We start from the raw sequence: 25,516 nt of genomic DNA on the forward strand, positions 1-25,516 counted from the left end.
TTGCTTTGACCCAACCTTGTTTAGCGCATATAAATAAACACAAAGCGATAAAACGCAGCAAGCTAAAGGAGTGTGGCATGGCAAATGATTTTTTATTTGCTGAGGAACCTGAGGAAATAGTGTCTGTTTCCCGAGGCAGCTGGAAAGTACTGATAGTGGACGATGAGCCTGAAGTTCATGCGGTGACTAAACTGGCATTAAGTGATTTTTCTTTTCAGGGTAAAAACCTCGAATTTATTAGTGCCTACTCAGGCCGTGAAGCCCGTGACATGTTGGCAAAGCACACAGACGCGGCCATAGTGCTGTTGGATGTAGTGATGGAAACCGACGACGCTGGTTTGCTGGTTGCCCGCTATATCCGCGAAGATCTGCACAATCATTATGTGCGTATTATTTTGCGTACCGGCCAGCCCGGCCAGGCGCCTGAGCGTCAGGTGATCGTCAATTACGATATCAACGACTACAAATCCAAAACTGAGTTGACGGCACAAAAGCTTTTTACCGTAGTGATGTCGAGCTTACGTTCTTACCGAGATATTCTGGCTATTGATCACAGCCGTCAAGGCCTTGAGAAAATTATTACAGCCTCAGCTGATTTGTTTTCCGCTCACTCGATGGAACAATTTATTGATGGCGTTTTACAGCAACTGACCTCTATTTTAGGTTGCAATGACAATGCCCTGCTGGTGACCTCATCACTGGTGGCCGGTAATATCAATGAAGAAGCAGACCCTGAGCGTTTAGTGGTTTTTGCTGGTTTAGGCCAGTTTGAAAAACAAGAGGGCAAGCAGATCAGCGAAGTGCTGGATGCACCATTACTTGATGCCTTCCATCAGGCATTGCATAGCCGAAGTATTGTTTATCGCGACAATTATTTAGTGGCTTATTGCACCAGTAAATTCACTTCCGGTTCTTTGTTATATGTGTCAGGTTTACCGAATCAAATGACAGACACGCAGAAACGTTTAATAGAGCTGTTTTCACAAAACGTGCAGATAGCCTATGAAAACGTGCAGCTGCAAGGCGAAATTGAAGATACCCAACGTGAAATTGTCTATCGCTTAAGTGAAGCTGTGGAGCACAGGTCTATCGAAACCGGTAATCACGTTAAGCGTGTGGCTTTTATTTGTTACGATCTGGCTAAAGCCTACGGTTTACCTGAAGAAGAGGCTGAAAAGCTGATGTTTGCTTCGCCTTTACATGATGTCGGCAAAGTCGGCATACCGGATGGCATTTTGAATAAGCCAATGAAATTACATGGCCAGGAATGGGAAGTAATGAAAACCCATGCCAGTATAGGTTATGAAATTTTAAAGAATTCCAAACGTTCTATCATTCAGGCGGGCGCAGTGATAGCCCAGGACCATCACGAAAAATGGGACGGTTCAGGTTACCCCAGCGGTAAAAAAGGCGAAGAAATTCACATTTATGGCCGTATTGCCGCGTTGGCTGATGTTTATGATGCATTAAGGCACAGACGCTGTTATAAGTCGGCCTGGACTTTGGAGCAAGTGCTGGAGAAGATTGAAAGCGAGTCTGGTAAACATTTTGATCCTAAACTGGTCGAAATTTTTAAAACCCGGGTCGACAAACTCGAAGCAATACTGCAAAAATACCCAGACGAAGAATGAGTATGACTCATCGGTGAATCAAGCCACCTGCGGGTGGCTTTGTTATTCTGCAGACATTCAATCAAGCTAAGGACTATTTCTTATGTATATGGCATTAAAACACTCGCATATGCTGTTTATTGCACTCAGTGTGTCTTTTCTGGCCGTGCGGTTTTTATTGAGTTTAAGAGCGCCAGCTTTGTTGCAAAAAAAGTTCTTTAAAATTGCGCCTCACGTGGTCGATACCTTTTTGCTGCTGACAGCTATTGGTCTGATGCTGACCATTCAGCAATACCCATTTCAAACCCCATGGCTGACTGAAAAACTGTTTGGTTTATTTGCTTACATTGGTTTGGCCGTGATGGCGCTCAAAGGTCGTACTTTGCTGATGCGCTGGGTTGGTTTTGTTGGGGCATTAAGCTGGCTTGCTGTAGTTGCAAAAATAGCTGTGACTAAAACTCCATTATTTTTGAGTTAAATCGGTTTTGTGTTTTCAGGTGATGACATTTTTTTGTGTGATGTCCTTTTGAGTTGTATTGGGTAGTACATGAAATTTGAGTTGAAACAGCAGGGCTTAGCCCTGCTTGAGTTATTGTTAGCTATAGAGCAGCAGTGGACGGATGCCGCGCAAATTCAGCAGGCAAAAGAAAGCTGGTTGGCGATGGCTCCTGCCTGTGCTGAAAAAACGCTGACGATGAATATGCTGGCTCGTCATGTAGACAATTTTTACCGTGATGCCTTTTTTACACCCCCGCTCAAGCCCTTGCTGATTGAAGAGATGCATCAGCCAACTTTATTGAGTTACGCTATTAATCAGCGTGAAGCCGACCCTCTGGTGTTGGTATTACTGCTGTTATGTTGGTTGCAACAAGCTGGGTTTGAAAGCGATATAGTGCGCTACAAAGGTGAATATCTGGTGCAGGTGCATTTATCTAAAGCGGAGAAAGTATGGGTCGACCCATACACTGGCGCCTGGCAATGTTTATTAAGCCCTGAAAATGGTTTAGCGCTGAGTCTTACTCAGGAACTGGCGACAGAAGATGTAAATTTCCCAGCCTTTTGTGCCAGTCTCTGGCAACTACAAAAGCAGCTGTTGCTGGCGCTGGGCAAACGGGAACAAGCCATGGCTGTGGTGCAGCATTTGCTGGAGCAAAAGCCTGGAGATCCGTATTTACACCGCGAGCGGGGCTTATTGTCTGAACTCTTGGATCATTGGTCCTTGGCGATCAGCGATTATCAGTATTTTGTCGAGCAAAAGCCTGACGACCCGTCGAATGATCATATGAAACAGCAAATCCGTCAGCTGTCGTCCTACCCACAGTGGCTGCATTGAGAGTATTATTGCCGAAGTATCCGGTATTTCTTCTGAGGAATTTTAAGTGACAAACCAACATACCATTCAGGTAGGCGCTATTGAAGTCGCCAATAACAAACCTTTTGTGCTTTTTGGTGGCATGAATGTTTTAGAGTCGCGTGATTTAGCCATGCAAGTGGCGGAATACTACGTCAAAGTCACAGAAAAGCTGGGCATTCCTTATGTCTTTAAAGCCTCTTTTGACAAAGCCAACCGCTCTTCAGTACATTCCTACCGTGGCCCTGGCATGGAAGAAGGCTTAAAGATTTTTGAAGAAATTAAAAAAACCTTTAACGTACCTCTGATCACCGACGTGCACGAGCCTTACCAGGCCGCTATTGTGGCGGAAGTGGTAGACGTGATTCAGTTGCCGGCTTTTTTAGCCCGTCAAACCGATTTAGTCATAGCGATGGCGCAAACCGGTGCTGTGATTAACGTGAAAAAACCACAGTTTTTAGCACCGCACGAAATGCGTCATATCATCACCAAGTTTCAGGAAGCGGGTAACGATAAAATTATCCTTTGCGAACGCGGCTCCAGCTTTGGTTATAACAACCTGGTGGTCGACATGCTGGGCATGGACGATATGAAGCAATATGCGCCGGTGATTTTTGATGCAACCCATGCTTTACAACGTCCGGGTGGCCGTGCTGATTCGGCCGATGGTCGTCGCGCTCAGGCTGCTCAGTTAGCCCGCTCTGGTATGGCCTTGGGTTTAGCTGGTTTGTTTATCGAGGCGCATCCGAATCCAAATGAAGCCAAATGCGATGGTCCTTGTGCTTTACCCTTAGCAAAACTGGAACCTTATCTGCAACAAATGAAAGAATTGGATCAGTTGGTCAAATCTTTTGCGCCTTTGGATACATCGGCGAATTGATGGAAAAATGCGGGCAAAACTCTTAAAAAATGTCCGCTTTGTTCAAGTATTAAGCTAACGATTCAAGCAACTAAAAAATAAGTTGACTTGGGTAGCCGAAATCCGTTTAATACCCCCCGTTGCCCAGATAGCTCAGTCGGTAGAGCAGCGGATTGAAAATCCGCGTGTCGGTGGTTCGATTCCGCCTCTGGGCACCATAGATTTTGTGATGTGGTTGCTTTGTAATCCTGTCACCCGGTTTAGGTTGCCGCTTTAGCTCAGTTGGTAGAGCAACTGACTTGTAATCAGTAGGTCATCCGTTCGACTCGGATAAGCGGCACCATTCACGTTACGCCCAGATAGCTCAGTCGGTAGAGCAGCGGATTGAAAATCCGCGTGTCGGTGGTTCGATTCCGCCTCTGGGCACCATAAAAATAAAAAAGCCAGTCTCACAAGACTGGCTTTTTTATTTCATGCCCAAAGGCTCCATCTTCGAGTACGAACTACATCCATGTAGTTCGCCCTGCGGGCCAGCTAAAGCTGTTCCGGTTTGCTCCGGGCAACCCTGGTCCGCCTCTGGGCACTATCTTTTAGATGTGTTGTTGAGAAGCTAGTCTTTGACTGGCTTTTTGCTTTCTGTCGTTCAGAGGCTTTATCCTGCTGAAGAACTACATCTCTGCCGTTCGTTCTGCACTCCAACCTGAATCCAATGACATCTGCTCAAATCCCCATACTTTAAAATGCTCTGGCTGAATGTCACTAAAACATGCTAAACGGCTTTCGGCTTGTTCATATTCAGCTCTGTGCCAGTGATGTGGCGCGGGCAGTGCTACTACTTTCATGCCTGCCGCTTTGGCTGCGGTTAAACCCGTGACTGAGTCTTCAAAGACCAGACAATGTTCTGAAGCTACACCTAACTTGCTGGCGGCCAAATGGTAAATTTCTGGTTTGGGCTTGCCTTGTGTAACCAGCTCAATGGAGCATAAAGCCTGAAAGTAAGGACGAATTTGCAGCTTGTCCAGCACAGTATTCATCAGTGATCCTGGTGAATTAGTGGCCAGTGCGACCGGAATTTGCCAGCTTTGCAATTGTTGCAACAGCTCCAGTACACCCTTTTTCACCACACCGCGTTTGAGCACTGCTTCAGCTACATAGTCAATCACAGCTTGTTCTGCCTGTTCAACGCTCAACCCCTGCCATGGCGAATGTTTAAACCAGAGTTCAGTCACTGCTCTTGTGGTCATACCGCTGGTTTGTGAGGTAATAGCCGGATCCAGTTTCACGCCTAACTGGCGAAACACATGCTGCTCGGCTTCAGCCCAATAAGGTTCAGAATCAATCAGTACCCCATCCATATCAAAAATAACTGCCTGAACCACCTGACTACTCCTTCTGTGCTGTATCTGGCTTTATTATTCAACAGCCACCAGCTCCGTACCATAGCTTTATTGGTCTTTATCCCTGAAATTCCGTACATGACAGTGTTTTTGCGACGAAGTCGTATGCGACAGATTGGACTTAGTCGCTATTTGCTCTATCGTAGTTCTCTGGATAGCTAAAAAGGATTACACAGTGCGTCTGCTTTTTGCCTTGTCTTCGCTCACTTTATTGAGTTTCAGCTTGCTTGCCACAGAAACTCCGTTGAAACCTGCAGTCAGTTATCAGTTGTCGTTTAGCAACAGAGCGCACCATGAGGCCGCTATTCAGGCACGATTTCAAGGGGTTAGCTCAGCTAACTTATTGCTGAGTATGAGTAGTGCCTCGCCGGGTCGTTACGCGCCTCATGCTTTTGCGAAAAATATCTATGATTTGAACGCGACGGACAGTGCAGGCAATCTTTTACCTTTGCAGCGTATCAGCCCTAGTCAGTGGTCTGTGGGGCAGCATGATGGTACTGTGATAGTGAGGTATCGTCTTTACGGTGATAGGGGCGATGGTACCTATAACCAGATAGATCGCACTCACGCACATCTAAATATGCCTGCTACACTACTGTTTGCAGAGGATTATGCACAGCGACCCGCCTCTCTGCGTTTTGATTTACCAGATCCCAACTGGAAAGTAGCCACTCAGCTTCAGTTGCACTCTGATGGCAGTTATATGGCGCCTGACTTGCAGTATCTGATGGATAGCCCGGTTGAACTAAGCGCCTATAGCCAGCGCAGCTGGAAAGTCGCCGATCAGCAGTCGCAAGCTACTATTCATCTTGCTCTGCATCATCAGGGGACAGAGCAGCACTTCGATACCTTTGTCGAAAAAGCTAAAGCTGTAGTGGCTGAGCAGCAAAAGATATTTGGCGAATACCCTCAATTTGATTATGGCCAGTATCTGTTTATTGCCGACTATTTGCCTGATGTGGATGGCGATGGTATGGAGCATCGTAACTCGACCATTCTGACCGACGAGCGCTCGCTGAAAGAGGCAAATTACGCTCAGATAGAAACTTTATCGCACGAATTTTTTCATGCCTGGAATGTGGAGCGGTTGCGCCCGGCCGATTTAGAACCTTTTGATTTTCATCGTGCCAATATGAGCCGTAATTTATGGTTCGCCGAGGGGGTGACCAACTATTACGGCAAACTGGTGTTAAGTCGCACTGGGCATTTTGATTTGGCTACTTATCTGGATAAAACAGTAACAGCGCTAAATAAAGTGCAGCAGTCGCCGGGCAGACAATTTTTTGCGGCTACAGGCATGAGCGAGATGGCACCTTTTGTTGATGCTGCGATATCTGTTGACCCTACTAATTATGCGAACAGTTATATTTCCTACTACACCTTTGGCGAAGTATTGGGGCTGGCTTTGGATTTAACCTTAAGGAGTCAATTTGAAGGTTTAAGCCTGGATCTGTTGATGCGAAAGTTATGGCAGGAGTACGGCAAAGTGGGCCGTCCTTATACTGAGCAGGATCTGCAGCAGGCGTTGGCTGAGCTGACGGCCAATCCGGATTTTGCAAAGAACTTCTTTAACCATTATGTCAACGGCCAGCAATTACCTGATTTTGAAGCCTTATTTGTGGCTATGGGGTTAGAGTTAGCTGCAGCCAAACCGACTCAAGCTTTTTTAACTGCAGCCACGCTGGTGGAACAGGATAAAGCGCTCAAAGTCGATAGTAATACCTTGATTGGTACACCTTTGTATCAGGCAGGGGTGGACAAAGGTGATGTGCTCTTAACGTTGGGGCGTTACAAATTAAGCTCTAAAGCTCAGTGGGACAAAGCGCTGGCTCGTCATCAAGCCGGGGAGAGTGCAGAGTTGCGTTTTCGCAGTCGCGGTAAAACTTATACGACACAAGTAACTTTTAGCGCGGATCCAAGCTGGGTTTTAACAGAAAACAAAGAGGCGACTACGGCGCAGTTAGCGAGAAGGGCTTTATGGTTAAAAGCCCAGCGGTAGCTGGGCTCTGTCCAGAGTTATTTGCTACTCAGTGATTGAACTAATTTAACAACAGCTTGAATTTGCTGACCTTTACGGTTGGCATAATTAGCATCAGTGTATCCCCACCAGTCCCAACAGGCTTGTGGATTCATTGGCATTAGGTTGGAAGCACGGGTTTGTGGATAAAGCACCACTATATTGTTGCTGTCGGCGTAACGATTAAAGCCCGCTTTTTCGACATAAGCCATCCCAACTGCGTCTGCATGCTGGTTGCAGCCATGAAAGCTGATATGCAAAGTACAGCTCTGTCCTTGCTCACAACTTTTTGGTACATAGACATATCCTTGCTCCGCCATAGTGGCGGCCAGCTGACCAGCTATTTTTTGCTGTTGAATGGGATAGACAGTGCCGCTGCTCTGAGTGGCGGGCGCTTTTAAGTCGGCTTGAATAAACTTCAGCGCTTCACCTGCTGCATCATAATTACAGTTGCCTAAAAACGGTGCTTCGGAGCTATTGCACGCGCTGCCCTCGCTGAGCGTAGGCATATGATGGGCGAAGTTTTTATCCTGCACATAACTGAGTTGTGTTGCAGGTAACCACTCTTGGTACTGCTGATAGAGTGTGTCAGCCACTTGTTTGGTAATTTTTTGATCGGCAGTGCCATGCAATAACCAAATTTTGCTTTGTTTGATCTCTGCCTCAGACGCCAACAAGCCTTGAGCCGACCAATCTTTTAACTGTCTGGTAAGCTCAGCCAAAGGGATGGGACTGGTGATTTTATTAATGCAATGATCCAAGGCTGTCAGTAAATTATTCTGCGCACAATACACAGGTCCGGCCGCTACTATGGCGGCTCCTTTTACCCAATCGGCATGAGCCAGTTGAAATTGGGCTGCCATATAACCACCGCTGGATAAACCCGACACTGTGGTTTGTTTTAAATTCAGTGTTAGTAAAGGCACATCAGCTGAGGCTGTGCTACTTAAAGCAAAAGCGAGGCAACCTAATAAGGTTAAAGGAAAGATTTTCATCTGAATTGTCCTTGAGAAAACTAAAGCCAGTGCCTCATTCTGGTCACTTTACGTCGCTGATGCTATAGCACTAAGGTACAGTCACTGGTCAGGTGTGCTTTGGTAAAAAGATCTGCTTATGCAGTGATACAATTCATTGTAAAAGTCGTAGTATAAAAGCCTCCCGTATTCAGGTAGAAATCCACCATGTTGTCCAATTCCAATGAACTGTTAATTCTCGGCTGTGGTCACTCAGAAGCTGATACATTGTTTAATAACAATGCATTGGTCACCAATTCACAAGGCAATATGTTGATTGATTGTGGCTACACCATCAAGCCCGCTCTGGCGGCTCAGGGGTTAAAATTACAAGACATTGATGCAGTTTTTATTACACACGTGCATGCGGATCATATGTTCGGCCTGGAACGACTGGCGAATGAAGGCCGTTACAAATATAAGAAAAAAGCACGGTTGATTTTGCATCATGAACTGTATGACGAGTTGTGGCATCAGTGCTTAAAAGGTGTTCTGGCGAGAAATGGCGAAGGCGAAAATGAGCTTTCCGATTACTTTGATCTCGAGCTATTACAAGGTGATGAGTTCGAGTTGTTCGGTAATTTTTATCAGTTACACCGGGTTTCTCATACACCAGGCAAGGTTTGTTTTGGTTTGATGATCAATCAGAGTGTTTTTTACTCAGGCGATACCGTAGCTATACCGCAATTACTCATGCAGCTAAAACCTGATCTGGTTTTGCACGATGTCACCTTAACCGAATACAACCCTGTGCATGCTTCTGTACATTCGCTACTGAGTTTGTACCCGGCGGAGCTATGTAAAAAAATCTATTTAATGAGCTATGAAGACCACTGGCCGGATTATCAACAGATGGTAGAGCAGCATTTTGCTGGTTTCGCCAGGCAAGGACAACGTGTGCAGTTGAGTAAAACGCCTCAAACAGTCAGAGCTATGTACTAAATCAAAAGGAGTTTTATGTTTTACGTGATTTCGATAGGCTCAAATATTCAACCTGAGCAGCATGTGGCCGAAGCAATCAGCATTTTAGCTAAAACCTTTGGTTCACTGTATTTGTATCCACGCGTTTATACTCAGGCAGAGTTGGTTGAGTCCAGCAATGTATTTATCAATTCGGTATTCGTATTGAGAACACAGCTGTCGGCCTCTGCATTAAAGGCGGAGCTTTGTCGTATTGAAGAGTCGCTCGGACGCGACAGAAGCGATCCGCAACGAAGTGTTAAAGATCGCAGCTGCGATTTAGACATTATTTGTAGTCAGCCACTTTGGTCTGAAGCATGGAAAACTGAACTGACTGAGTCTTACATTCAACAAGTGTTTAACCCAGCCAGTAAACCCGCGCCTATTCAATTCGATAGCCAGTTATTTTCCGAGCGACCTGCCGCCATCTATTTTCAGGCTCAAACCGGTGACAAATTTATTGTCGACCAAAAACCGGACGCCCTGATAAATTGGCTCGAAACCCGCTTCCTCTGCGATTAAGGTTTGTTGCATCACCTGCTGTTTTTCACTCTTGCTATGCTCTGGTAAAAACATAATAGGACCGGGTTGAATGCTGTTGACCCTGATGTGCGGAGCATAAGCTTTGGCTGCTGATTTCATTAAATTTTCAAGTCCAGCTTTGGTGCTGCAATAGAGTGAAAAAGCCGGATTTGGATTTTCACTGTAAATGTCAGTAACGTGGACTATTAAACCACCACCAGGCGTTTTTGCTATCTGTGGCGCTAACTGCTGATTTAATAGCGCCGGTAACTGCATATGCACAGCAAATAAAGCCTGATAAAAAGCCACTGTATCTTCGGTGTGTAATTCATCTTTCTCGAACAAAGACGCGTTGTGGATCAACAGATCAATAGTGGAGCATTGTTGCTTTAGCTGTTCTACTGCAGAAAGAATTGAGTCTGCCGACTGATAGTCCACAACAAGTTGTGTCAGATACTGCTGTTCAGGATTTATCTGCCTGGTGAAACCAAATACCAGATAACCCTCCGCACTGAGCTTTTCTGCCAGATATGCACCAAGGCGACGACTTGTGCCTGTAATTACTGCTGTCTTCATTCCAATCCCCATCTGTTTATTCGCAGACATATACGTGGAGTTGCTACTTTAGTTCATCACGAAGCAGTAGTGCCGCTTCACGATAGTACAGAACTATTTTTCGAAAAATTTGGCAAAAGTCATTCTGTTATCAATACTTAGTGCAGTCTTACACCCTTGCAAGGACTCACTATGAATCTGCACAGTATCAGAGTTAAAAGCAGTTTACCTATGCTTATTCTGGCTTTCACTTTATTAATTGTTGTCTCCATGTTCAGCTATTTGTCTGGCTTACAAAAGAATGCATTAGCGATACAGGCTGATAATTTTCTACAGGCTATTTCTGTGGTTTTAAATGCTGACCGGGATTTATATCAGGCAAAACTAGCGACCACTATGCACCTGACTAAACAAGGTGACAGTGCCACACTGGAAACTGAAGTGGAGGATAATGCTCAGCAAGTGAAACAAAGATTTGCTGATTATTTAAAATTTTTAAAGAGTTATCCGGATGTACAGCAGCAATTTGCAGAATTTGAACAGGATTATCAGTTATGGTATCAAAGCGTAAATGCGTTGCTTGCAGCAAGCAGAGCAGGTAATGCTGGCGCTGATCTTGTTACTGAGGAGCAGACTCAATTTGCCGCGCTTCGTAGTGTTCTGGATAAAGCAGGCGAAGCTGCGTTAAATAAATCCATTAGCGAGCAACAAGTTCTGACATCCGAAATCAGTTTTTTTCAGAATACGACCTACAGTATTACCGCTGTTATTTTGTTGATTGCTGGCTGGTTTAGCTACAGTGTGCCTAAATCTTTGACTACACAAATCAATGCCTTGACGGCTCGTTTATCTGAAATTGCTTCCGGTGATGGTGATTTAACTGCTCGGCTGGATACCAGCTCACAAGACGAATTTTCCGCGCTGGCAGAACAGTTTAATGGTTTTGTTGCCAATTTATGTCATTTGATAGCGTCAGTGCTGCAACAGGCAGCTCAGCTAAGTAAGTTAACTCAGGTACTGTCTGAATCTGCTGTAAAAACCAATGATATTACCCGCTCCCTGAATGTAGCCTCTGATTCTATTGTCAGTGCAGTGCACGAAATGACCTTAGCAAACAAAGAAATGGCGCAAGTTGCCACAGATTCGGCGCATGAAGCCGACGAAGCCAAAATCAGTGCTGAGCGTGGCTTAGTGGTGGTCAACAGTGTGACTCAAAGTATGGCCAATTTAACCAAAGATGTGGATAAAGCTCTGGCCTGTTCAGGCGAGCTGGAAAACAGCTCTGAAAATATAGCTTCGGTGTTGGATGTAATTCGGGGCATAGCTGAACAAACTAACTTATTGGCATTAAATGCAGCTATTGAAGCGGCTCGTGCCGGAGAGCAGGGACGTGGTTTTGCAGTGGTGGCAGATGAAGTCCGTACTTTAGCCTCCAGAACTCAGCAAAGTACCAATCATATTCAGGAAATGATACAAGCCCTGCAAAGTAGGGTAAATGAGGCTGCAACTGCCATCAACAGCGGTAAAACTAACGCAGATTTAACCGTCAGTAGTTTTTCTCAGGCCGAACAAGTATTTCGCCAGTTACAACAATCATCCATTAAGGTGAATGATATGGCGACCCAAACCGCTTCCGCGACTGAAGAGCAAGCTATAGTGTCGGAGGAAATTACTAAGAACCTTTATGCGTTGCATGATCAGGCCAGTGCAGCAGGAAATATAGCCAAAGATAATGATCGGCTGTCGAATGAGATCCGCCAGTTGTCAGATACCTTATTTGGCTTAGTAGGAAAATTCAAAATCAGTTAGCAGAATGTAAAAAGATGGGATTGCCAAAGGGCACGTTTTTGCATAAGCTGCGTGCCCTTTTTAATTTTGCCACTTGTGGCTGGCTGTACCGAACCTCATCATATGTTTATGATGGGGGACGTAATAGGTAGGTAAGTATGTCAAAAGCAGTAATTCTAGTGATGGACAGTTTCGGTATCGGCAGTGCTCCCGATGCAGATAAGTTCGGTGACGTCGGCGCTAATACCTTTGCCAGCATCAGCAAAGCCTTTTTTCAAGCCAAAGGCCGCCAGTTAAAGTTGCCTCATTTGGCTAGCTTAGGTTTGGTTAAAGCTGGTTTTGCTGCCAGTGGTGAAATGGCTTTAGTTGACGACAGTCCAACTTTAGTTGGCAGCTATGGTTATGCCCGTGAACTCTCCAGTGGGAAAGATACGCCTAGCGGTCATTGGGAAATTGCCGGTGTGCCTGTGTTGTTTGATTGGGGGTATTTCCATGATAAACAAAGCAGCTTCCCGACTGAATTGATTGACGAATTAGTGCGTCGCACTGGTGTGCCTGGCATTTTGGGTAATTGCCATGCATCAGGCACTGATATTCTGGTGAAGCTGGGTGATGAGCACATCAAAACCGGCAAACCTATTTGTTACACCTCGGCTGATAGCGTATTTCAGGTAGCAGCTCATGAAGAGCATTTTGGCTTGGACAAGCTGTATCAGTTCTGCGAAATAGCCAGGGAACTGCTGGATAGTTATAACATTGGCCGGGTGATTGCCCGTCCTTTTTTAGGCACCGAAGCAACAAACTATGCCCGAACTGGTAACAGAAAAGATTATTCGGTCTTACCTCCTGCTCCTACAGTGCTGGATACTCTGACTCAGTCGGGTGGTACTGTGGTCAGCATTGGTAAAATTGCCGATATTTATGCACATCAGGGCATCAGTAAAGAGGTAAAAGCTACAGGTTTAGCAGCTTTAGTGGATAAAACTCTGGCCGAAATGGCGATAGCACCAGAACGTAGCCTGGTGTTTACCAATCTGGTCGACTTTGATCAGAACTATGGCCATCGCCGTGATCCTATTGGTTATGGTGAAGCGCTGGAGTATTTTGATACCCGATTACCGGAGATTATGGCTGCGCTGGATGAAGATGCTGTGCTGCTATTAACCGCCGACCATGGTTGTGACCCTACCTGGGTAGGAACAGAACACACCCGTGAATATGTACCAGTGCTGTTTTACGGTAAAAACCGCGCTGCGAAAGATTTAGGCGAAAGAGCAAGTTTCGCTGATATGGGCCAGAGTCTGGCCGACTATTTTGATTTAGCGGCCATGCCTTATGGCCAATCCTTTTTAGCTTCTTAATTTAGAGTAAATCATGGCAACTCCTCATATTCATGCGCCTGAAGGCGCTTTTGCAGAAACCGTGTTAATGCCTGGCGACCCACTGCGCGCTAAACATATAGCCGACACCTTTTTACAGGACGTGGTATGTGTCAACACAGTGCGTAATATGTTCGGTTATACCGGTACTTATCAGGGCAAAAAAGTCAGCGTGTTAGGCTCTGGCATGGGCATTCCTTCTATGTCTATTTATGCCACTGAACTGGTCAAGTTTTATGGTGTAAAAAACATCATTCGTATTGGTTCCTGTGGTGGTTTACCGCTGGATGTTAAAGTGCGTGACGTGGTCATTGCTATGGGGGCCAGTACAGATTCAAACGTCAACCGTAATCGTTTAGGTGGCAATCTGGATTTCGCCGCTTTAGCAGATTATGGTTTACTGGAACGTGCTGTCGCTGCTGCCCGTGCCAAAAATATTGATGTCAAAGTGGGTAACTTATTTACCTCAGATTTGTTTTACAACCCTGATCCAACCTTGTTTGATCGTTTGGAAAAGTATGGTGTATTAGGTGTCGAAATGGAAGCTGCAGGGTTATATGGCGTAGCAGCTGAGTTCGGTATCAAAGCTCTGGCTATTATGACAGTCAGCGATCATATCCGCACAGGTGAAGCTTTAAGTGCTGAATTACGTCAGACCTCTTTTAATGAGATGGTTGAAATCGCATTAGCTTTGGTTTAAGGAATAGTTATGTCACTGACCACCAATAAAATGTTTTATGTGTCATGGGAAGCTTTTCACAGAGCGACCAAAGAGTTAGCGAAAGGGCTGTTAAACCGCGATTTTGACAGCATAGTCGCAGTCAGCCGTGGTGGTTTAGTGCCAGCAGCTATTCTGGCGCGAGAGCTGAATATCCGGGTGGTGGACAGCATTTGTGTCTCCAGTTACGACCATGATCAACAACGTGAGTTAAAAGTGTTGAAAGACGCTGCTTTAGCGGACAGCCCACGTTTATTGATAGTGGATGATTTGGTGGATACGGGCGAGACCGCCAAAGCACTGCGGGAGCATTTTCCTACCGCTTGTTTTGTCACTGTGTATGCTAAACCTCAGGGTAAGCCGCTGGTTGATCATTATGTGACTGATATAGAACAAGACACTTGGATCCAATTGCCATGGGATATGGAGCTGGCTTACAGCGCGCCTTTGGCTGAGCAGAAGTAATCATCTTGCTAATAAGAATAAAAAAACGGAGCTAATAGGCTCCGTTTTTTGTTGACGGCCTATTGAGCCGTCAGTTTTAGTTTTACCCAGACCAGACGGTGATCTGAGCTTGCAGTACGATCCGCCACCAGTTCATAAAAAGGCTCGCCTTTTTTTGGCCAGAACACTCCACTGGATAACACTTTAAAACCTTGCTTGGACGGCAGTACATAATCGGCTCTCATCCGCCAACCTGCGGTATGAGTAGATGCATAGGGGCTGTCTGGGCTATGGGCTTTGGCGCCGGCACTTTGTGGCGTAAAACTGCTATCTACTCTTGGGTGCATTAATAAATTACCAATACCTTCTTTGTAGGCATTCCCCTCAACAGGTGAGGAATTTAAGTCGCCAAGGATCACAAAGATTTTATCTTCACCAAGGCCCCCTTTCTTGCCTCGGTCATCATAAATATAAGTGGCTTTTGTCGGAGTTAAATAATCGGTCCAGAATCTTACTTCATCGTGGTTACGTTTACCGTTTCTGTCCTCTTCACCGTCAAACACAGGCGGAGTAGGGTGGCTGATCAGCACATGTACAGACTTCTTATTCACCAGCACAGGCACATCCCAATGCGCTTTCGATGACAGTGGCATTAACTGCCAGGCTTCAGAGCTGTACCAGGGGGAACCATCGGCTTTTTTGGTTTGCAAAGCGCCAGGCATATCTTTCCATTTAAAATGCTGAAAGGTTCTGACTTGGCTGGTGTTTATCGGATATTTCGACAACAGCATCATGCCGTACTGGCCCGGATACTGACCAAAACCCCAAGCGTCAGCACCTTTATTGGTCAGTTGGCCATCATTGTCTAAATCAAAACCACTGGGTTGACCTGTGTTGACTGGGCTGTAATAGAAGTAGGGGTAATCGATGGTTTTGCCATCAGCGCTTTGCGCCTTATTTAAATAATTACGGATAAACAGCTGCACTCCTGCTGCTGGGTCTTCAATGTAATCAAACTCGTTCAGCAGCAGAATATCGGGCTGAGTTTGTTGCACAATAGCGGCGATATTTTTAATTTGTGGATGATTTCCAGCTGCGAGCAGAGTGCTCAGAACCTGTGGATTTCCAGCAACACCTTTGGGCAGATAGTTTTCGGATTCCATACTGACGTTAAATGTGGCTATTGTGAGTTGGTCTGACGCCATTAGTGCTCCATAAGGAAAGATGAAGGGGATAGTCAGTAATAGTTTTTTTAGTAAAGTGATTTTCACATTCTGCTCCATGTTTCGGGATATTTGTTTTTCAGAGGAAAAGACAACCACCGATCTGGTTTGCATCATAAAAAAAACCGATGGTAAGAACCATCGGTTTTTCAGGTCAACTTCTCAAAAGTTAGTATTCAAACTAATTTTGCGACGCTATTTCTTAGAAACGATATTTCACGCCCATAACCACTTCCCACAGCGAACCAACCTGGAAGACTGATTCTGCAGCGTTTTGTGGTGACACACTATTGATTCTATAGCTGCCGTCAGCGTTCATTGTTGCATCAACAACTGCAGCTGAGTTGAAAGGACCACGACGTTGAACGCCCCAATCACTGTTCAACATATTGCCTAAGTTTTTGATTACAAAAAACGCATTCGCTGAGTGACCTTCGGTGAAGCCAGGTAATTCCTGATCCACTTTAAAGTCAACACGGGTATACCAGCTTGATTCACCAGAGTTACGAGGCACAATTTGACCACGGTATTTTTCTAAGCCGGCGTCAGCAATGAATTGATCGAAAGCTTCTTCGACTGCTGCAGATGCAAAGACTACGTCGTTACCGTATTGCTCTAATGTAGGTACATACATTAATGAGCGGTAGTCAGCTAAGTCAGTACCTGGCTGGAAGTTATCAAAGGTGTAAGAGAAGTTACGACCTGCTTTACGGTTTGCGAACAGAGAGAAACTAGTATCATAACCACCTACCAGTTCCATAGTGTAACGCAGACTCAATGTAAAGTTATGAGGTACTTCGTAGTTTGACGTGCCAACGCCTGGGTCATTTTGATCTGACACAGAGATGTTTGTGAAGTTTGAAAACGCCACAGAGCTTGTCATTGGGTTGTAATCTTTAGATTTGTTATAAGCATAACCAATCTGAGCATCCAGACCAAAGTCATACTCTTTTTTCGCTGCGACAGAAATAGTGGTTGAACTGCCGTCAGCTGGAGCGTTAGTCAACAATAAGTCACTGTATAAGGAGTTACGAGTGACATTACGAGTTCCAACTACGCCAAGAACCTGTTTAGCATAGATTGGGCGTCCATCAATAGTGTCATTACCAGTATCAAAGCTACTTAGGTCAACAATAGTTGCTGAGTCTTGCTTTTGGCTGTAAAGCACATCAGCTGAGAAGATATATTCGTTCTCAGTTTCATAAGTTGCGCCAATGTTGTATTTCCACTCTGAAGGCATTTCAAAGTTAGGATCTACGGCATTTGTTGAAGGCTCTGAACCTAATGCAGGGTTATTTGTTGTAACCTGATCAACCATCGCCTGTAATGGATCGAAGATGGCCTGACCATCACCTGATTTGACTGCGTTCAGGATATTAATGTCAGCTCTGTACGCATCAATGTTAGTGATACCGTCGTTAGAGTAGCTGTTAGACAACCAGACATTAGGGTTACCACCTGAGTACAAGCCAACACCACCACGAAGTTCTAAGCTCTCATTCACGGCCCAGTTGAAACCAAAACGAGGCTGGAACAAGTCTTTACCGTCAAAAGTGGCTTGGTTAGTGATGCCATAACGTTCTTCGAATAATGCATTGTATTTTGGCTGGTCGCTGCTGCTGATCCAATCGTAACGAACACCAAACATTAGTGTCAGATCATCTAACGTCCATTTGTCCTGTGCATAAACAGCGTGAGTTGCATAAGAGAAGTTTGCAGCGGCATCGATAGGGTTATTCGTACCGGCTGAGTTGTTGTAGTAAACGTCGTCGGCAATACCCAACTCGTAGTCATCTAAACCACTAGCACCGCCAATAGTATTACGAGTACGGTCACCACCAAAACGGTATTCACCAATGGTGTGTTGCATGAACAGGTTGTAAATATCTAAATTTTCAGTTTCATAACCACCAGTAATGGTGTGGTCATCTAGATAATAAGTACCGGCAAGTTTAAGAGTGTCGTTAGTCCAATCCATCTCATTCGATTGGCGAGAGTCATCCGGCCCAATGAAAATAGTACCGCCATTTGCCAGTGAACTGATCTGAACTTCACCAAAACCGCTAGCGGCGTCAGTTGAGCGTTGTTCGCTGACTAATTTTGTATGACCTAAACGAACTTCTGTCGAGAAGTTTTCAGTCCAATCTGAATATACTGAAACTACAGTAGAGTTCAGTTCTGCACCTTTTTTGTAGAAATGATTTGACAGAGTCAAGTTTTCATTTGAGTCGTCAGACTGATCAATTTCAAAACCGTCATTGTAGTTGTAAACCAATGAGGCACGGTGAGAATCATTAATGTTCCAGTCTAACTTCATTAATAATTTTTCATCTTCTACAGGGGCCGACGCTGGTAAGCCACCTGCATCATAACCATAGACGTCTTGAGAGATCTGAATAGCCCGGTTCACTTCTTCCATTGTTACTGAACCGTTTTGTAGGGCTTCGTAACTGAAAATTTGAGCGCCATCCAGTTTTTCGTAGGAGACAAAACCGAATAATTTGTCTTCTAGCAATGGGAAACCTACGTTGACACCGTAGCGCTTGACGCTGTAACTGCCTAAATCGAACTTGTCGTCACCAGCTTTATCACCGCGCATGGAATCATTAGTGTAGTCATAAAAGAAACCACCGTGAGTTTCGTTTGTGCCTGACTTGGTTACTGCGTTGATATTACAACCAGTAAAACCACCATACTGTACATCAAATGGTGCCAACTCTACCGCTACTTGATCTATTGCATCAAAAGAGAATGGCATACGGGTTGTTGGGTAGCCATTGTTGTTCAGGCCAAAACTGTCGTTCATGCGAACGCCATCTACCGTTAAGCTACTAAAGCGTGGATGACCACCGGCACAAATAATAGATTCAGAGCCATTATCTTCTGAAATAGAGATACGAGGGTCAATACGTACTAAATCTTTCAGGTCACGATCGGCAGAAGGAGCACTTTCAATGTCATCTAAATTAAAAACAGAGCTTGGACTGGTATTACCGAACTCACTTGAGGCTAGTTGTGAACCTGTTACAGTAATAGTCTCAACGTTTTGTGCTTGTAATGTAAGGTTGATGTTGTAGGCTTCACCTAAACTCAAAAATACTTTTTCAACAGTAGTGTCCTGAAACTCCTGAGAGTCGACTACTACTTTATAAGGACCACCAACACGAAGGCCTTTAGCAGAAAATGAGCCATTTTGTCCGACAGTTGCACTTTTTGATGTTCCTGAAGGTTCGTGAATAATTGTGATCATCGTTCCCTGAGCAGGAGCACCTGCTGGAGTCAGAATCCTTCCGGTGATGTTTGAAGAAGTTTCCTGCGCCTGTACAGACGACATGACCCCCAAGGTTGCCGCTACTGCAAAAGCAATGCGACTTAGTTTAAGTTTATTTGCCATGGTTCATTCCTGAGTTGATTTTTTATTTTGACTAACATTTAACATGCTGCTGATTAGAGTCATTTTACGGACTCTCGGATACTCGATAACATGTCTTCACATAGTTTACTGCCTAATTATTAAAAAATCATGACTAAATAAGTGGCAAACTGAAAGAACAACAAAACTTAAAATTGTGGTTAGTGCGGAGATTTAATTGTGCCCTTGACATCAAATCATAGATAATCTGCCGTAGTTGATTATCTGTGGAATGACTTAAATTGCCTAAAAGTACCATTATTGCTATTGCCGGCGCCTCGGCCTCTGGCAAAAGTTTGTTTGCATCCACTGTTTACCAGGAACTGGTAGCGGAGTTAGGTGGTGAGCGTATCGCTGTGTTGGCTGAAGACGCGTACTATCGTGATCAGGCTCATTTGTCTTTTGATCAGCGTACTCTGACCAATTACGACCATCCTGCCGCTTTTGAACACGAGCTGCTGGCGTCCCATTTACAGCAGTTAAAAGATGGCAAAGCTGTCTCTATGCCGCAGTATTGTTACAAAACGCATACCCGTAAAGCGGAAACTATTACTGTGCACCCGGCCAAAGTGGTACTGGTGGAGGGAATTTTATTACTGACCGACGATAAATTGCGCCAACAATTCAATATCACGGTATTTATGGATACACCTTTGGATGTTTGCTTACTACGCCGTATTAAGCGGGACATGGAAGACAGAGGCCGCAGCTTAAGTTCCATTACTGAGCAATACGAAAACTACGTGCGACCAGCATTTTTTGAATTCATTAACCCATCCAAGCAATATGCCGATTTAGTAGTGACCCGCGGTGGTAAAAACGAAATAGCCATCGACATCATTAAAACCAAAATTCGCCAGTTATTACAGGAATAAACTTATCACGGTTGAGTTGAAACAACAGCCAGAGCTGCATTTTGGCTGTTGTTTCGTGGTTGATCCTTGATGCAACATTTGCTTTGCAAGCTTTTCATCTCTGCTGTTATAATCGCGCAGCAAAACGTCAAGTTTAGACAACCCCTGAACAGCAACTACAAGTGTTAAAGCCAGAAACGGTGGTTAACACTCCCGCTCGGAAACTGTAACTACTTGATCTTTTGATGCTATTCTGGGATTTGGCATCACAAGAACAAAAACATCTGCGCCTACACTGGCCAGACCCTATACCCAAGGAATAACTATGATGAGTTTGGTTGGCATTCTTGCCATCTTAGTAACAGCGTATTTAGCTTCTGCGAACAGAAGCCGCATCAAGTGGCGCACCGTTGGAGGTGCATTTGCCATCCAATTGGCCATAGGTGCCTTTGTACTTTATGTGCCTTTTGGTAAAGACGTGCTGTTAAGCATTTCTGCCTTTGTTGGCAACATTATTTCTTACGCCCAGGCTGGTATCATCTTCTTATTTGGTGATGCTGGTGCACAAAAGTATGGTTTTGTCTTTGCCATTCATGTGCTTACGGTGATCATCTTTTTCTCATCTTTAATAGCAGTGCTGTACCACATTGGCGTAATGCGCATCATCATTACAGTATTAGGTGGTGGTTTACAAAAACTGCTAGGTACCAGCCGCCCTGAATCTATGAGTGCTGCGGCCAATATCTTCGTAGGACAGACTGAAGCTCCATTGGTCGTTCGTCCTTTTATTCCCACTATGACCCGTTCAGAATTATTTGCGGTGATGGTAGGGGGCTTGTCTTCAGTAGCGGGTTCTGTGCTGGCAGGTTATGCCGGTATGGGAATTGAACTGAAATACCTGATCGCCGCCAGCTTTATGGCTGCTCCAGGCGGCCTACTGATGGCAAAACTTTTATTGCCAGAAACTGAAACACCAAAAAATGATTTAGCTGATATTGGCGTGGTTGAGAAAAATACCAACGTGATTGATGCTGCAGCTTCAGGTGCAGCCAGCGGTTTACAATTGGCATTAAATGTCGGTGCTATGTTGTTGGCTTTTGTCGGTTTAATCGCGTTAGTGAACGGTTTAATCGGCTGGGTGGGTACTTTAGTAGGTTTTGAAGGCTTAACTCTGCAACTGATCTTTGGCTATATTTTCCAACCACTGGCATTCATCTTAGGTGTGTCGTGGGAAGAAGCCCGTTTGGCGGGCAGCTTTATCGGCCAGAAATTAGTGATCAACGAGTTTGTGGCTTATCTGGACTTTATTCAGTATGTCAAAGCAGGACAGCTGAGTGAGCACACACAAATTATCGTCACTATCGCGTTATGTGGTTTTGCAAACTTCTCATCGATTGCCATTCTGTTAGGTGGCTTAGGAGTGATGGCTCCGAATCGTCGGTCAGATATTGCAGAGCTGGGTTTAAAAGCTCTATTAGCTGCTACTCTGGCTAACCTGATGAGTGCGGCAATAGCAGGCTTTTTCTTTTCGTTAAGTTAAATAGGTTACAACTATGACTCAACAACAAGTCCCTACGTTGGACATCAGACGGTTTGCCACCGACAAAGACAACTTTGTTGCCGAAATTGGCAAAGCCTACACTGAGTTTGGATTCTGTGGCATTAGCGGCCACGGTATCCCGGATGAAGTTGTGGACAATACCTACAAAGCAATTAAGCAGTTTTTTGCTTTACCGACTGAAGTAAAACAAAAATATCATGTGCCTGGCCAGGGCGGCGCACGTGGTTATACGGGATTTGGTGTTGAAAAAGCCAAAGACAGTAATCATCCGGATTTAAAAGAGTTCTTCCACGTTGGCCGTGAATTATCGGGCCCGGCGCCACATCCAAGTTTGTATCCAAACTTGTGGCCGTCTGAAGTGGCGGAATTCAAGGACGCAACTTACGGTTTGTACTCTGCGCTGGAACAGTTAGGTAATACGGTACTGGAAGCTTTGGCTTTATTCTTAAAACAGGATCAGACCTATTTCGCCGACAAAGTGAATTACGGCAATTCGATTTTACGCCCAATTCACTATCCACCTATTCAGGATACTTCGACTCAGTCGATTCGTGCAGGTCAACATGAAGATATCAACCTGATCACTTTGTTGGTTGGTTCACACGAGTCGGGTCTTGAAATTCTGCGCCGTGATGGTAGCTGGTTACCTGTCACTACTATTGAGGGCACTATAGTGGTCAACATAGGCGATATGCTGCAGCGTTTGACCAACCATGTATTGCCTTCCACTACGCACAGAGTCGTGAATCCGGCCGGAGCTGCTGCAGGTCAGCCACGTTATTCTATTCCGTTTTTTATGCATCCAAATCCGGATTATGTAATAGAAACTCTGGATAGCTGTATCAGTGCAGAGCGGCCTAACCGTTATCCTGAACCGATCAATTCCAACGATTACCTGATGCAACGTTTGGAAGAAATTGGTTTAATCAAAAAAGCCAAGTACTGATCACTCGAGCTTTAGTCTGATGTAAAGGCGAACACAGGTTCGCCTTTTGCTTTTTAATAGGCCGCCTGACGCAAAAGCCAACACTTTGTTGAATATTTCAGCAGTGCTTGTGAAAACCATTGAAAATTTGCATCAGACAGTTGACGACTAGCGACTTGACGCATAACATGCACGCCGTCGACGACGCTTTGCGCCGCGGTGGTGGAATTGGTAGACACACTAGCTTCAGGTGTTAGCGCTTCACGGCGTGGGGGTTCGAGTCCCCCCCCCGGCACCAAAACATCGTTGACAGAGACAAATTGAGTTGCCGCGGTGGTGGAATTGGTAGACACACTAGCTTCAGGTGTTAGCGCTTCACGGCGTGGGGGTTCGAGTCCCCCCCCCGGCACCAACTCTCTTTATACAGAGTACCCTTTCGTTTATTTTCCTGTTTACTCTAAAAGATAAATTACCTTCCTTCTTTAATTTATTACCAAACAAAACTGCTTGGTTTTTGTGCTGCTTGCTATTTGCCATCTACGGCTCTACTCTCTACAAAACAAATAGATACGGTTTGTACAGGGTGGGGCATGTTAAAAGATTTAAGTATCAAAACACGGCTTTTTACTATAGTTGGAGTTGCTGTTCTTGGACAAATTCTAGTGTGCTGGCTAGTCCTTAGTGGCCTCAAGCAAAGTATATTGGAGGAAAAACGCCTTTCTACTCTGTATCTGTCTCAGGTTGCGGTGGCTGTAGTGAATAACTATCACAGCAAAGTAGCTTCAGGCGAGTTGGACGAAGCCAAAGCTAAACAACTGGCGTTAGCTGAACTAAAATCTATTCGCTACAAAGAAAATGACTATTACTTCGTTATTGATCAGCAAGTCACTATGTTAATGCATCCGTTTAGGCCTGATCTGGATGGTAAAGATGTTGCCGACTTTAAAGATAAACAAGGCGAACCTTTATTTCAGAATATGGCTGATGGTGTAGTCGATGATGGTTCCCATTCGGTGTTCTATAATTGGCCTAAACCTGGTACCACTGAAGAAGTACCCAAAGTCAGTCATGTTGAGTTATTTAAGCCCTGGGGCTGGATAGTCGGGACTGGTATCTATATTGATGATGTCGAAGCCTCTTTTTATGAAGTCGCTATTCAACTTGCTGTTCTGGTCCTTTTTGTTGTGGGTTTGATGCTGGCATTAAGTTGGTATGTCACACGATCTGTTGTAAAACCTATGACCGATGTTGTAGCTGCTATGCAGGATATCGCCTCTGGCGATGGTGATCTCACTGTTAAACTTAGTTATGACGGTAAAGATGAATTAGCCGCACTGGCGACAGCATTTAATCTTTTTGTTGGCAAAATCCGCCAGTTGATTACTTCTGTCGGTGTTACTTCTGTTGAGGTCAGCGAAAGTGCCTTGGATGTAGCTCGTATTTCTCAGCAAATTTCAAAAGAGAGTGTGCAGCAACAACAAGAAACCGATATGGTTGCTACTGCTATTACACAGATGAGTTCTGCTATAGCTGAAGTGGCACAAAGTGCTGAACAAGCTAATCATGAAACAGGCCAGGTTGAAACTTTGGTTCAGCAGGGTATGAAGTTAATGAAAGCTTCAGTACAGAGTATTCATACTCAAAGCCAAACCATAGAGCAAAGCTCGGTAGTTGCATCTTCTTTATATAGCTCGTCACAAAATATCAGTCATGTACTGAACATCATTAATAAGCTGGCTGATCAAACTAACTTACTTGCACTGAATGCAGCTATAGAGGCAGCCCGAGCTGGCGAACATGGCCGGGGCTTTTCAGTGGTTGCAGATGAAGTTCGTACTCTGGCGCATCAAACACAAAAATCGACTCAGGAAATCTCCGGCATTATTGCTGAGCTGCAACAAGGTACTCAGCAAATGACAGCTGCTGTACAGGAAAGTAAAACTGCAGCAGAACTGAATATCAATCTGGCGGCTCAGGTTCAGCAAGCGTTGACGGACATAGCCAACTCGATAGCACAAATTTCCGATATGAATGCGCACATCGCTACCGCAGCTGAACAGCAAAGTGCAGTGGCTGGCGAAGTGGATCAGAACGTACATACTATTAGTCAGTTGGTGCATCAGACTGCCGGCGCTATTAAAGGTAGCGATCAATCTACTCAGCGTTTAACTCAACTAAGCCAGGATTTAAAAGATCTGGTGAAGCAATTTAAGGTGTAATAGCAGCTTTTCTATAATAATCGTCATTTATTTTAATAAAACGGGCAAAAAAGTGTCTTTTTTGCCCGTTTTGCTTTTTTTCTGAGCGAACGATCACGGATATCATCAAATTGTCATTTTAGGGGTTGTGCAGGATTTAAAACTCCCTATAATGCGCGCCATGCCAACGGGGTAGTGCGAAAGCAGCTCTGGGGTGGTTTTGAAATGAAGTGAAAAATGATGCAAAACATCGCTTGACACGGAGTTGAAAATCACTAAAATGGCCGCCTCGAAGCGCGACCGAGTCGAAAGGCTCAAAAGTGAAGCGAAGCAAGTTGAGTAGGTGAGTTTGATAAATAAATTAAATTCTCTGGCTTGACACAAATTCTGGGAAGTGTAAGATACGCCTCCCGCTGAACAAGGTCTTAACCGGTTCAGCACTGCTCTTTAACAATAAGCAATCAATCATCTGTGTGGGCACTCACGGTTTAGATTCTGCAGCGAGCAATCGCACAAAGAATATTTATCAGTGAAGTGACTTATACAGAAATCTGTTCGAAAGAGCAGACGTTTTAAGTCAGTGATACTGAGCAGCTGTTTCGGCAGCAATTAAACTTTAATTGAAGAGTTTGATCATGGCTCAGATTGAACGCTGGCGGCAGGCCTAACACATGCAAGTCGAGCGGGGTTTTCGGACCTAGCGGCGGACGGGTGAGTAATGCGTAGGAAG

Annotated in this window: 20 protein-coding genes, 5 tRNA genes and 1 rRNA gene; 21 read left to right on the forward strand and 5 right to left on the reverse strand. The window is 44.8% G+C overall.

Annotated features, from left to right (window positions below; translation table 11 throughout):
• The first annotated feature begins 77 nt into the window (after positions 1-77).
• The 7 genes from IEW88_RS10535 (at position 78) to IEW88_RS10565 (ending at position 4,249) form a co-directional block, all read left to right on the forward strand.
• A complete protein-coding gene (locus IEW88_RS10535) occupies positions 78-1,631 on the forward strand; it encodes a response regulator (protein ID WP_147904154.1) in 1,554 nt (517 codons plus the stop codon).
• A gap of 82 nt (positions 1,632-1,713) precedes the next feature.
• Positions 1,714-2,088: a SirB2 family protein gene (locus IEW88_RS10540; RefSeq protein ID WP_053425235.1), complete on the forward strand. Its 375-nt coding sequence runs from the start codon at positions 1,714-1,716 to the stop codon at positions 2,086-2,088.
• A 69-nt stretch (positions 2,089-2,157) separates the two neighbouring features.
• Complete coding sequence (locus IEW88_RS10545; RefSeq protein ID WP_147904155.1) at positions 2,158-2,943, forward strand: tetratricopeptide repeat protein; 786 nt, start codon at positions 2,158-2,160, stop codon at positions 2,941-2,943.
• A gap of 46 nt (positions 2,944-2,989) precedes the next feature.
• Positions 2,990-3,841 carry a 3-deoxy-8-phosphooctulonate synthase gene (gene kdsA / locus IEW88_RS10550; protein WP_053425237.1) on the forward strand — a complete coding sequence of 284 codons (852 nt, stop codon included), beginning with the start codon at positions 2,990-2,992 and terminating at the stop codon, positions 3,839-3,841.
• Between the two features lie 121 nt (positions 3,842-3,962).
• A tRNA-Phe gene (locus IEW88_RS10555) sits at positions 3,963-4,038 on the forward strand.
• A gap of 49 nt (positions 4,039-4,087) precedes the next feature.
• Positions 4,088-4,163, forward strand: a tRNA-Thr gene (locus IEW88_RS10560).
• Positions 4,164-4,173: 10 nt separating this feature from the next.
• Positions 4,174-4,249: transfer RNA gene (locus tag IEW88_RS10565), tRNA-Phe, on the forward strand.
• A gap of 239 nt (positions 4,250-4,488) precedes the next feature.
• Here IEW88_RS10565 and hxpB read toward each other — a convergent pair.
• Positions 4,489-5,199, reverse strand: coding sequence for a hexitol phosphatase HxpB (gene hxpB, locus IEW88_RS10570; RefSeq protein WP_147904156.1), 711 nt, complete (start codon positions 5,197-5,199; stop codon positions 4,489-4,491).
• Between the two features lie 193 nt (positions 5,200-5,392).
• Between hxpB and IEW88_RS10575 the strand changes: the two genes are divergently transcribed.
• Positions 5,393-7,216 carry a M61 family metallopeptidase gene (locus tag IEW88_RS10575; RefSeq protein WP_147904157.1) on the forward strand — a complete coding sequence of 608 codons (1,824 nt, stop codon included), beginning with the start codon at positions 5,393-5,395 and terminating at the stop codon, positions 7,214-7,216.
• A gap of 17 nt (positions 7,217-7,233) precedes the next feature.
• Here IEW88_RS10575 and IEW88_RS10580 read toward each other — a convergent pair whose 3' ends face one another.
• A complete protein-coding gene (locus tag IEW88_RS10580) occupies positions 7,234-8,229 on the reverse strand; it encodes an extracellular catalytic domain type 2 short-chain-length polyhydroxyalkanoate depolymerase (RefSeq protein ID WP_147904158.1) in 996 nt (331 codons plus the stop codon).
• Between the two features lie 186 nt (positions 8,230-8,415).
• Between IEW88_RS10580 and IEW88_RS10585 the strand changes: the two genes are divergently transcribed.
• On the forward strand, positions 8,416-9,189 hold the full coding sequence (locus IEW88_RS10585) for an MBL fold metallo-hydrolase (protein WP_147904159.1): 774 nt from the start codon (positions 8,416-8,418) through the stop codon (positions 9,187-9,189).
• 15 nt (positions 9,190-9,204) lie between these two features.
• Positions 9,205-9,729 carry a 2-amino-4-hydroxy-6-hydroxymethyldihydropteridine diphosphokinase gene (locus IEW88_RS10590; protein ID WP_147904160.1) on the forward strand — a complete coding sequence of 175 codons (525 nt, stop codon included), beginning with the start codon at positions 9,205-9,207 and terminating at the stop codon, positions 9,727-9,729.
• Here the strand turns inward: IEW88_RS10590 and IEW88_RS10595 are convergent.
• Positions 9,610-10,305, reverse strand: coding sequence for an SDR family NAD(P)-dependent oxidoreductase (locus IEW88_RS10595; protein WP_147904161.1), 696 nt, complete (start codon positions 10,303-10,305; stop codon positions 9,610-9,612). The genes IEW88_RS10590 and IEW88_RS10595 overlap by 120 nt on opposite strands.
• Before the next feature lie 171 nt (positions 10,306-10,476).
• Here IEW88_RS10595 and IEW88_RS10600 point away from each other — a divergent pair, with 171 nt between their 5' ends.
• The 4 genes from IEW88_RS10600 (at position 10,477) to gpt (ending at position 14,634) form a co-directional block, all read left to right on the forward strand.
• The gene (locus tag IEW88_RS10600) at positions 10,477-12,093 is read left to right on the forward strand and encodes a methyl-accepting chemotaxis protein (RefSeq protein WP_147904162.1); all 1,617 of its coding nucleotides are present in this window, start codon (positions 10,477-10,479) and stop codon (positions 12,091-12,093) included.
• A gap of 137 nt (positions 12,094-12,230) precedes the next feature.
• The gene (locus IEW88_RS10605; protein WP_053425244.1) at positions 12,231-13,433 is read left to right on the forward strand and encodes a phosphopentomutase; all 1,203 of its coding nucleotides are present in this window, start codon (positions 12,231-12,233) and stop codon (positions 13,431-13,433) included.
• Positions 13,434-13,446: 13 nt separating this feature from the next.
• Entirely contained in the window at positions 13,447-14,151 is a 705-nt protein-coding gene (gene deoD, locus IEW88_RS10610; protein WP_053425245.1) for a purine-nucleoside phosphorylase, read from the forward strand.
• Between the two features lie 9 nt (positions 14,152-14,160).
• Entirely contained in the window at positions 14,161-14,634 is a 474-nt protein-coding gene (gene gpt / locus IEW88_RS10615) for a xanthine phosphoribosyltransferase (protein ID WP_053425246.1), read from the forward strand.
• 59 nt (positions 14,635-14,693) lie between these two features.
• Here gpt and IEW88_RS10620 read toward each other — a convergent pair whose 3' ends face one another.
• The gene (locus IEW88_RS10620) at positions 14,694-15,818 is read right to left on the reverse strand and encodes an endonuclease/exonuclease/phosphatase family protein (RefSeq protein ID WP_147904163.1); all 1,125 of its coding nucleotides are present in this window, start codon (positions 15,816-15,818) and stop codon (positions 14,694-14,696) included.
• Positions 15,819-16,038: 220 nt separating this feature from the next.
• Complete coding sequence (locus tag IEW88_RS10625) at positions 16,039-19,230, reverse strand: TonB-dependent receptor (RefSeq protein ID WP_147904164.1); 3,192 nt, start codon at positions 19,228-19,230, stop codon at positions 16,039-16,041.
• Between the two features lie 260 nt (positions 19,231-19,490).
• On the opposite strand from IEW88_RS10625, the gene udk reads away from it, so the two are divergent.
• The 7 genes from udk to IEW88_RS10660 form a co-directional block, all read left to right on the forward strand.
• Positions 19,491-20,123: a uridine kinase gene (gene udk / locus IEW88_RS10630; protein WP_053425248.1), complete on the forward strand. Its 633-nt coding sequence runs from the start codon at positions 19,491-19,493 to the stop codon at positions 20,121-20,123.
• A gap of 304 nt (positions 20,124-20,427) precedes the next feature.
• Positions 20,428-21,642 (forward strand): NupC/NupG family nucleoside CNT transporter, encoded by a 1,215-nt coding sequence (locus tag IEW88_RS10635; protein ID WP_053425249.1) that lies wholly within the window; start codon positions 20,428-20,430, stop codon positions 21,640-21,642.
• Positions 21,643-21,655: 13 nt separating this feature from the next.
• Positions 21,656-22,609, forward strand: a complete 954-nt coding sequence (locus tag IEW88_RS10640) for an isopenicillin N synthase family dioxygenase (protein WP_147904165.1) — start codon at positions 21,656-21,658, stop codon at positions 22,607-22,609.
• 192 nt (positions 22,610-22,801) lie between these two features.
• Positions 22,802-22,886: transfer RNA gene (locus IEW88_RS10645), tRNA-Leu, on the forward strand.
• A 29-nt stretch (positions 22,887-22,915) separates the two neighbouring features.
• A tRNA-Leu gene (locus IEW88_RS10650) sits at positions 22,916-23,000 on the forward strand.
• 289 nt (positions 23,001-23,289) lie between these two features.
• Positions 23,290-24,807 (forward strand): methyl-accepting chemotaxis protein, encoded by a 1,518-nt coding sequence (locus IEW88_RS10655; protein ID WP_185148590.1) that lies wholly within the window; start codon positions 23,290-23,292, stop codon positions 24,805-24,807.
• A gap of 596 nt (positions 24,808-25,403) precedes the next feature.
• A 16S ribosomal RNA gene (locus tag IEW88_RS10660) occupies positions 25,404-25,516 on the forward strand; the annotation flags it as partial.

Source organism: Rheinheimera tangshanensis (assembly GCF_014645135.1).
Lineage (GTDB): Bacteria > Pseudomonadota > Gammaproteobacteria > Enterobacterales > Alteromonadaceae > Pararheinheimera > Pararheinheimera tangshanensis.

What these genes read in the sequence shown, in the direction of transcription:
- IEW88_RS10535 (WP_147904154.1), top strand. Translation starts at nt 78, where the DNA reads ATGGCAAATGATTTTTTATTTGCTGAGGAACCTGAGGAAATAGTGTCT.
- IEW88_RS10540 (WP_053425235.1), top strand. Translation starts at nt 1,714, where the DNA reads ATGTATATGGCATTAAAACACTCGCATATGCTGTTTATTGCACTCAGT.
- IEW88_RS10545 (WP_147904155.1), top strand. Translation starts at nt 2,158, where the DNA reads ATGAAATTTGAGTTGAAACAGCAGGGCTTAGCCCTGCTTGAGTTATTG.
- IEW88_RS10580 (WP_147904158.1), bottom strand. Translation starts at nt 8,229, where the DNA reads ATGAAAATCTTTCCTTTAACCTTATTAGGTTGCCTCGCTTTTGCTTTA.
- IEW88_RS10585 (WP_147904159.1), top strand. Translation starts at nt 8,416, where the DNA reads ATGTTGTCCAATTCCAATGAACTGTTAATTCTCGGCTGTGGTCACTCA.
- IEW88_RS10590 (WP_147904160.1), top strand. Translation starts at nt 9,205, where the DNA reads ATGTTTTACGTGATTTCGATAGGCTCAAATATTCAACCTGAGCAGCAT.
- IEW88_RS10595 (WP_147904161.1), bottom strand. Translation starts at nt 10,305, where the DNA reads ATGAAGACAGCAGTAATTACAGGCACAAGTCGTCGCCTTGGTGCATAT.
- IEW88_RS10600 (WP_147904162.1), top strand. Translation starts at nt 10,477, where the DNA reads ATGAATCTGCACAGTATCAGAGTTAAAAGCAGTTTACCTATGCTTATT.
- IEW88_RS10605 (WP_053425244.1), top strand. Translation starts at nt 12,231, where the DNA reads ATGTCAAAAGCAGTAATTCTAGTGATGGACAGTTTCGGTATCGGCAGT.
- deoD (WP_053425245.1), top strand. Translation starts at nt 13,447, where the DNA reads ATGGCAACTCCTCATATTCATGCGCCTGAAGGCGCTTTTGCAGAAACC.
- gpt (WP_053425246.1), top strand. Translation starts at nt 14,161, where the DNA reads ATGTCACTGACCACCAATAAAATGTTTTATGTGTCATGGGAAGCTTTT.
- IEW88_RS10620 (WP_147904163.1), bottom strand. Translation starts at nt 15,818, where the DNA reads ATGGCGTCAGACCAACTCACAATAGCCACATTTAACGTCAGTATGGAA.
- IEW88_RS10625 (WP_147904164.1), bottom strand. Translation starts at nt 19,230, where the DNA reads ATGGCAAATAAACTTAAACTAAGTCGCATTGCTTTTGCAGTAGCGGCA.
- IEW88_RS10635 (WP_053425249.1), top strand. Translation starts at nt 20,428, where the DNA reads ATGATGAGTTTGGTTGGCATTCTTGCCATCTTAGTAACAGCGTATTTA.
- IEW88_RS10640 (WP_147904165.1), top strand. Translation starts at nt 21,656, where the DNA reads ATGACTCAACAACAAGTCCCTACGTTGGACATCAGACGGTTTGCCACC.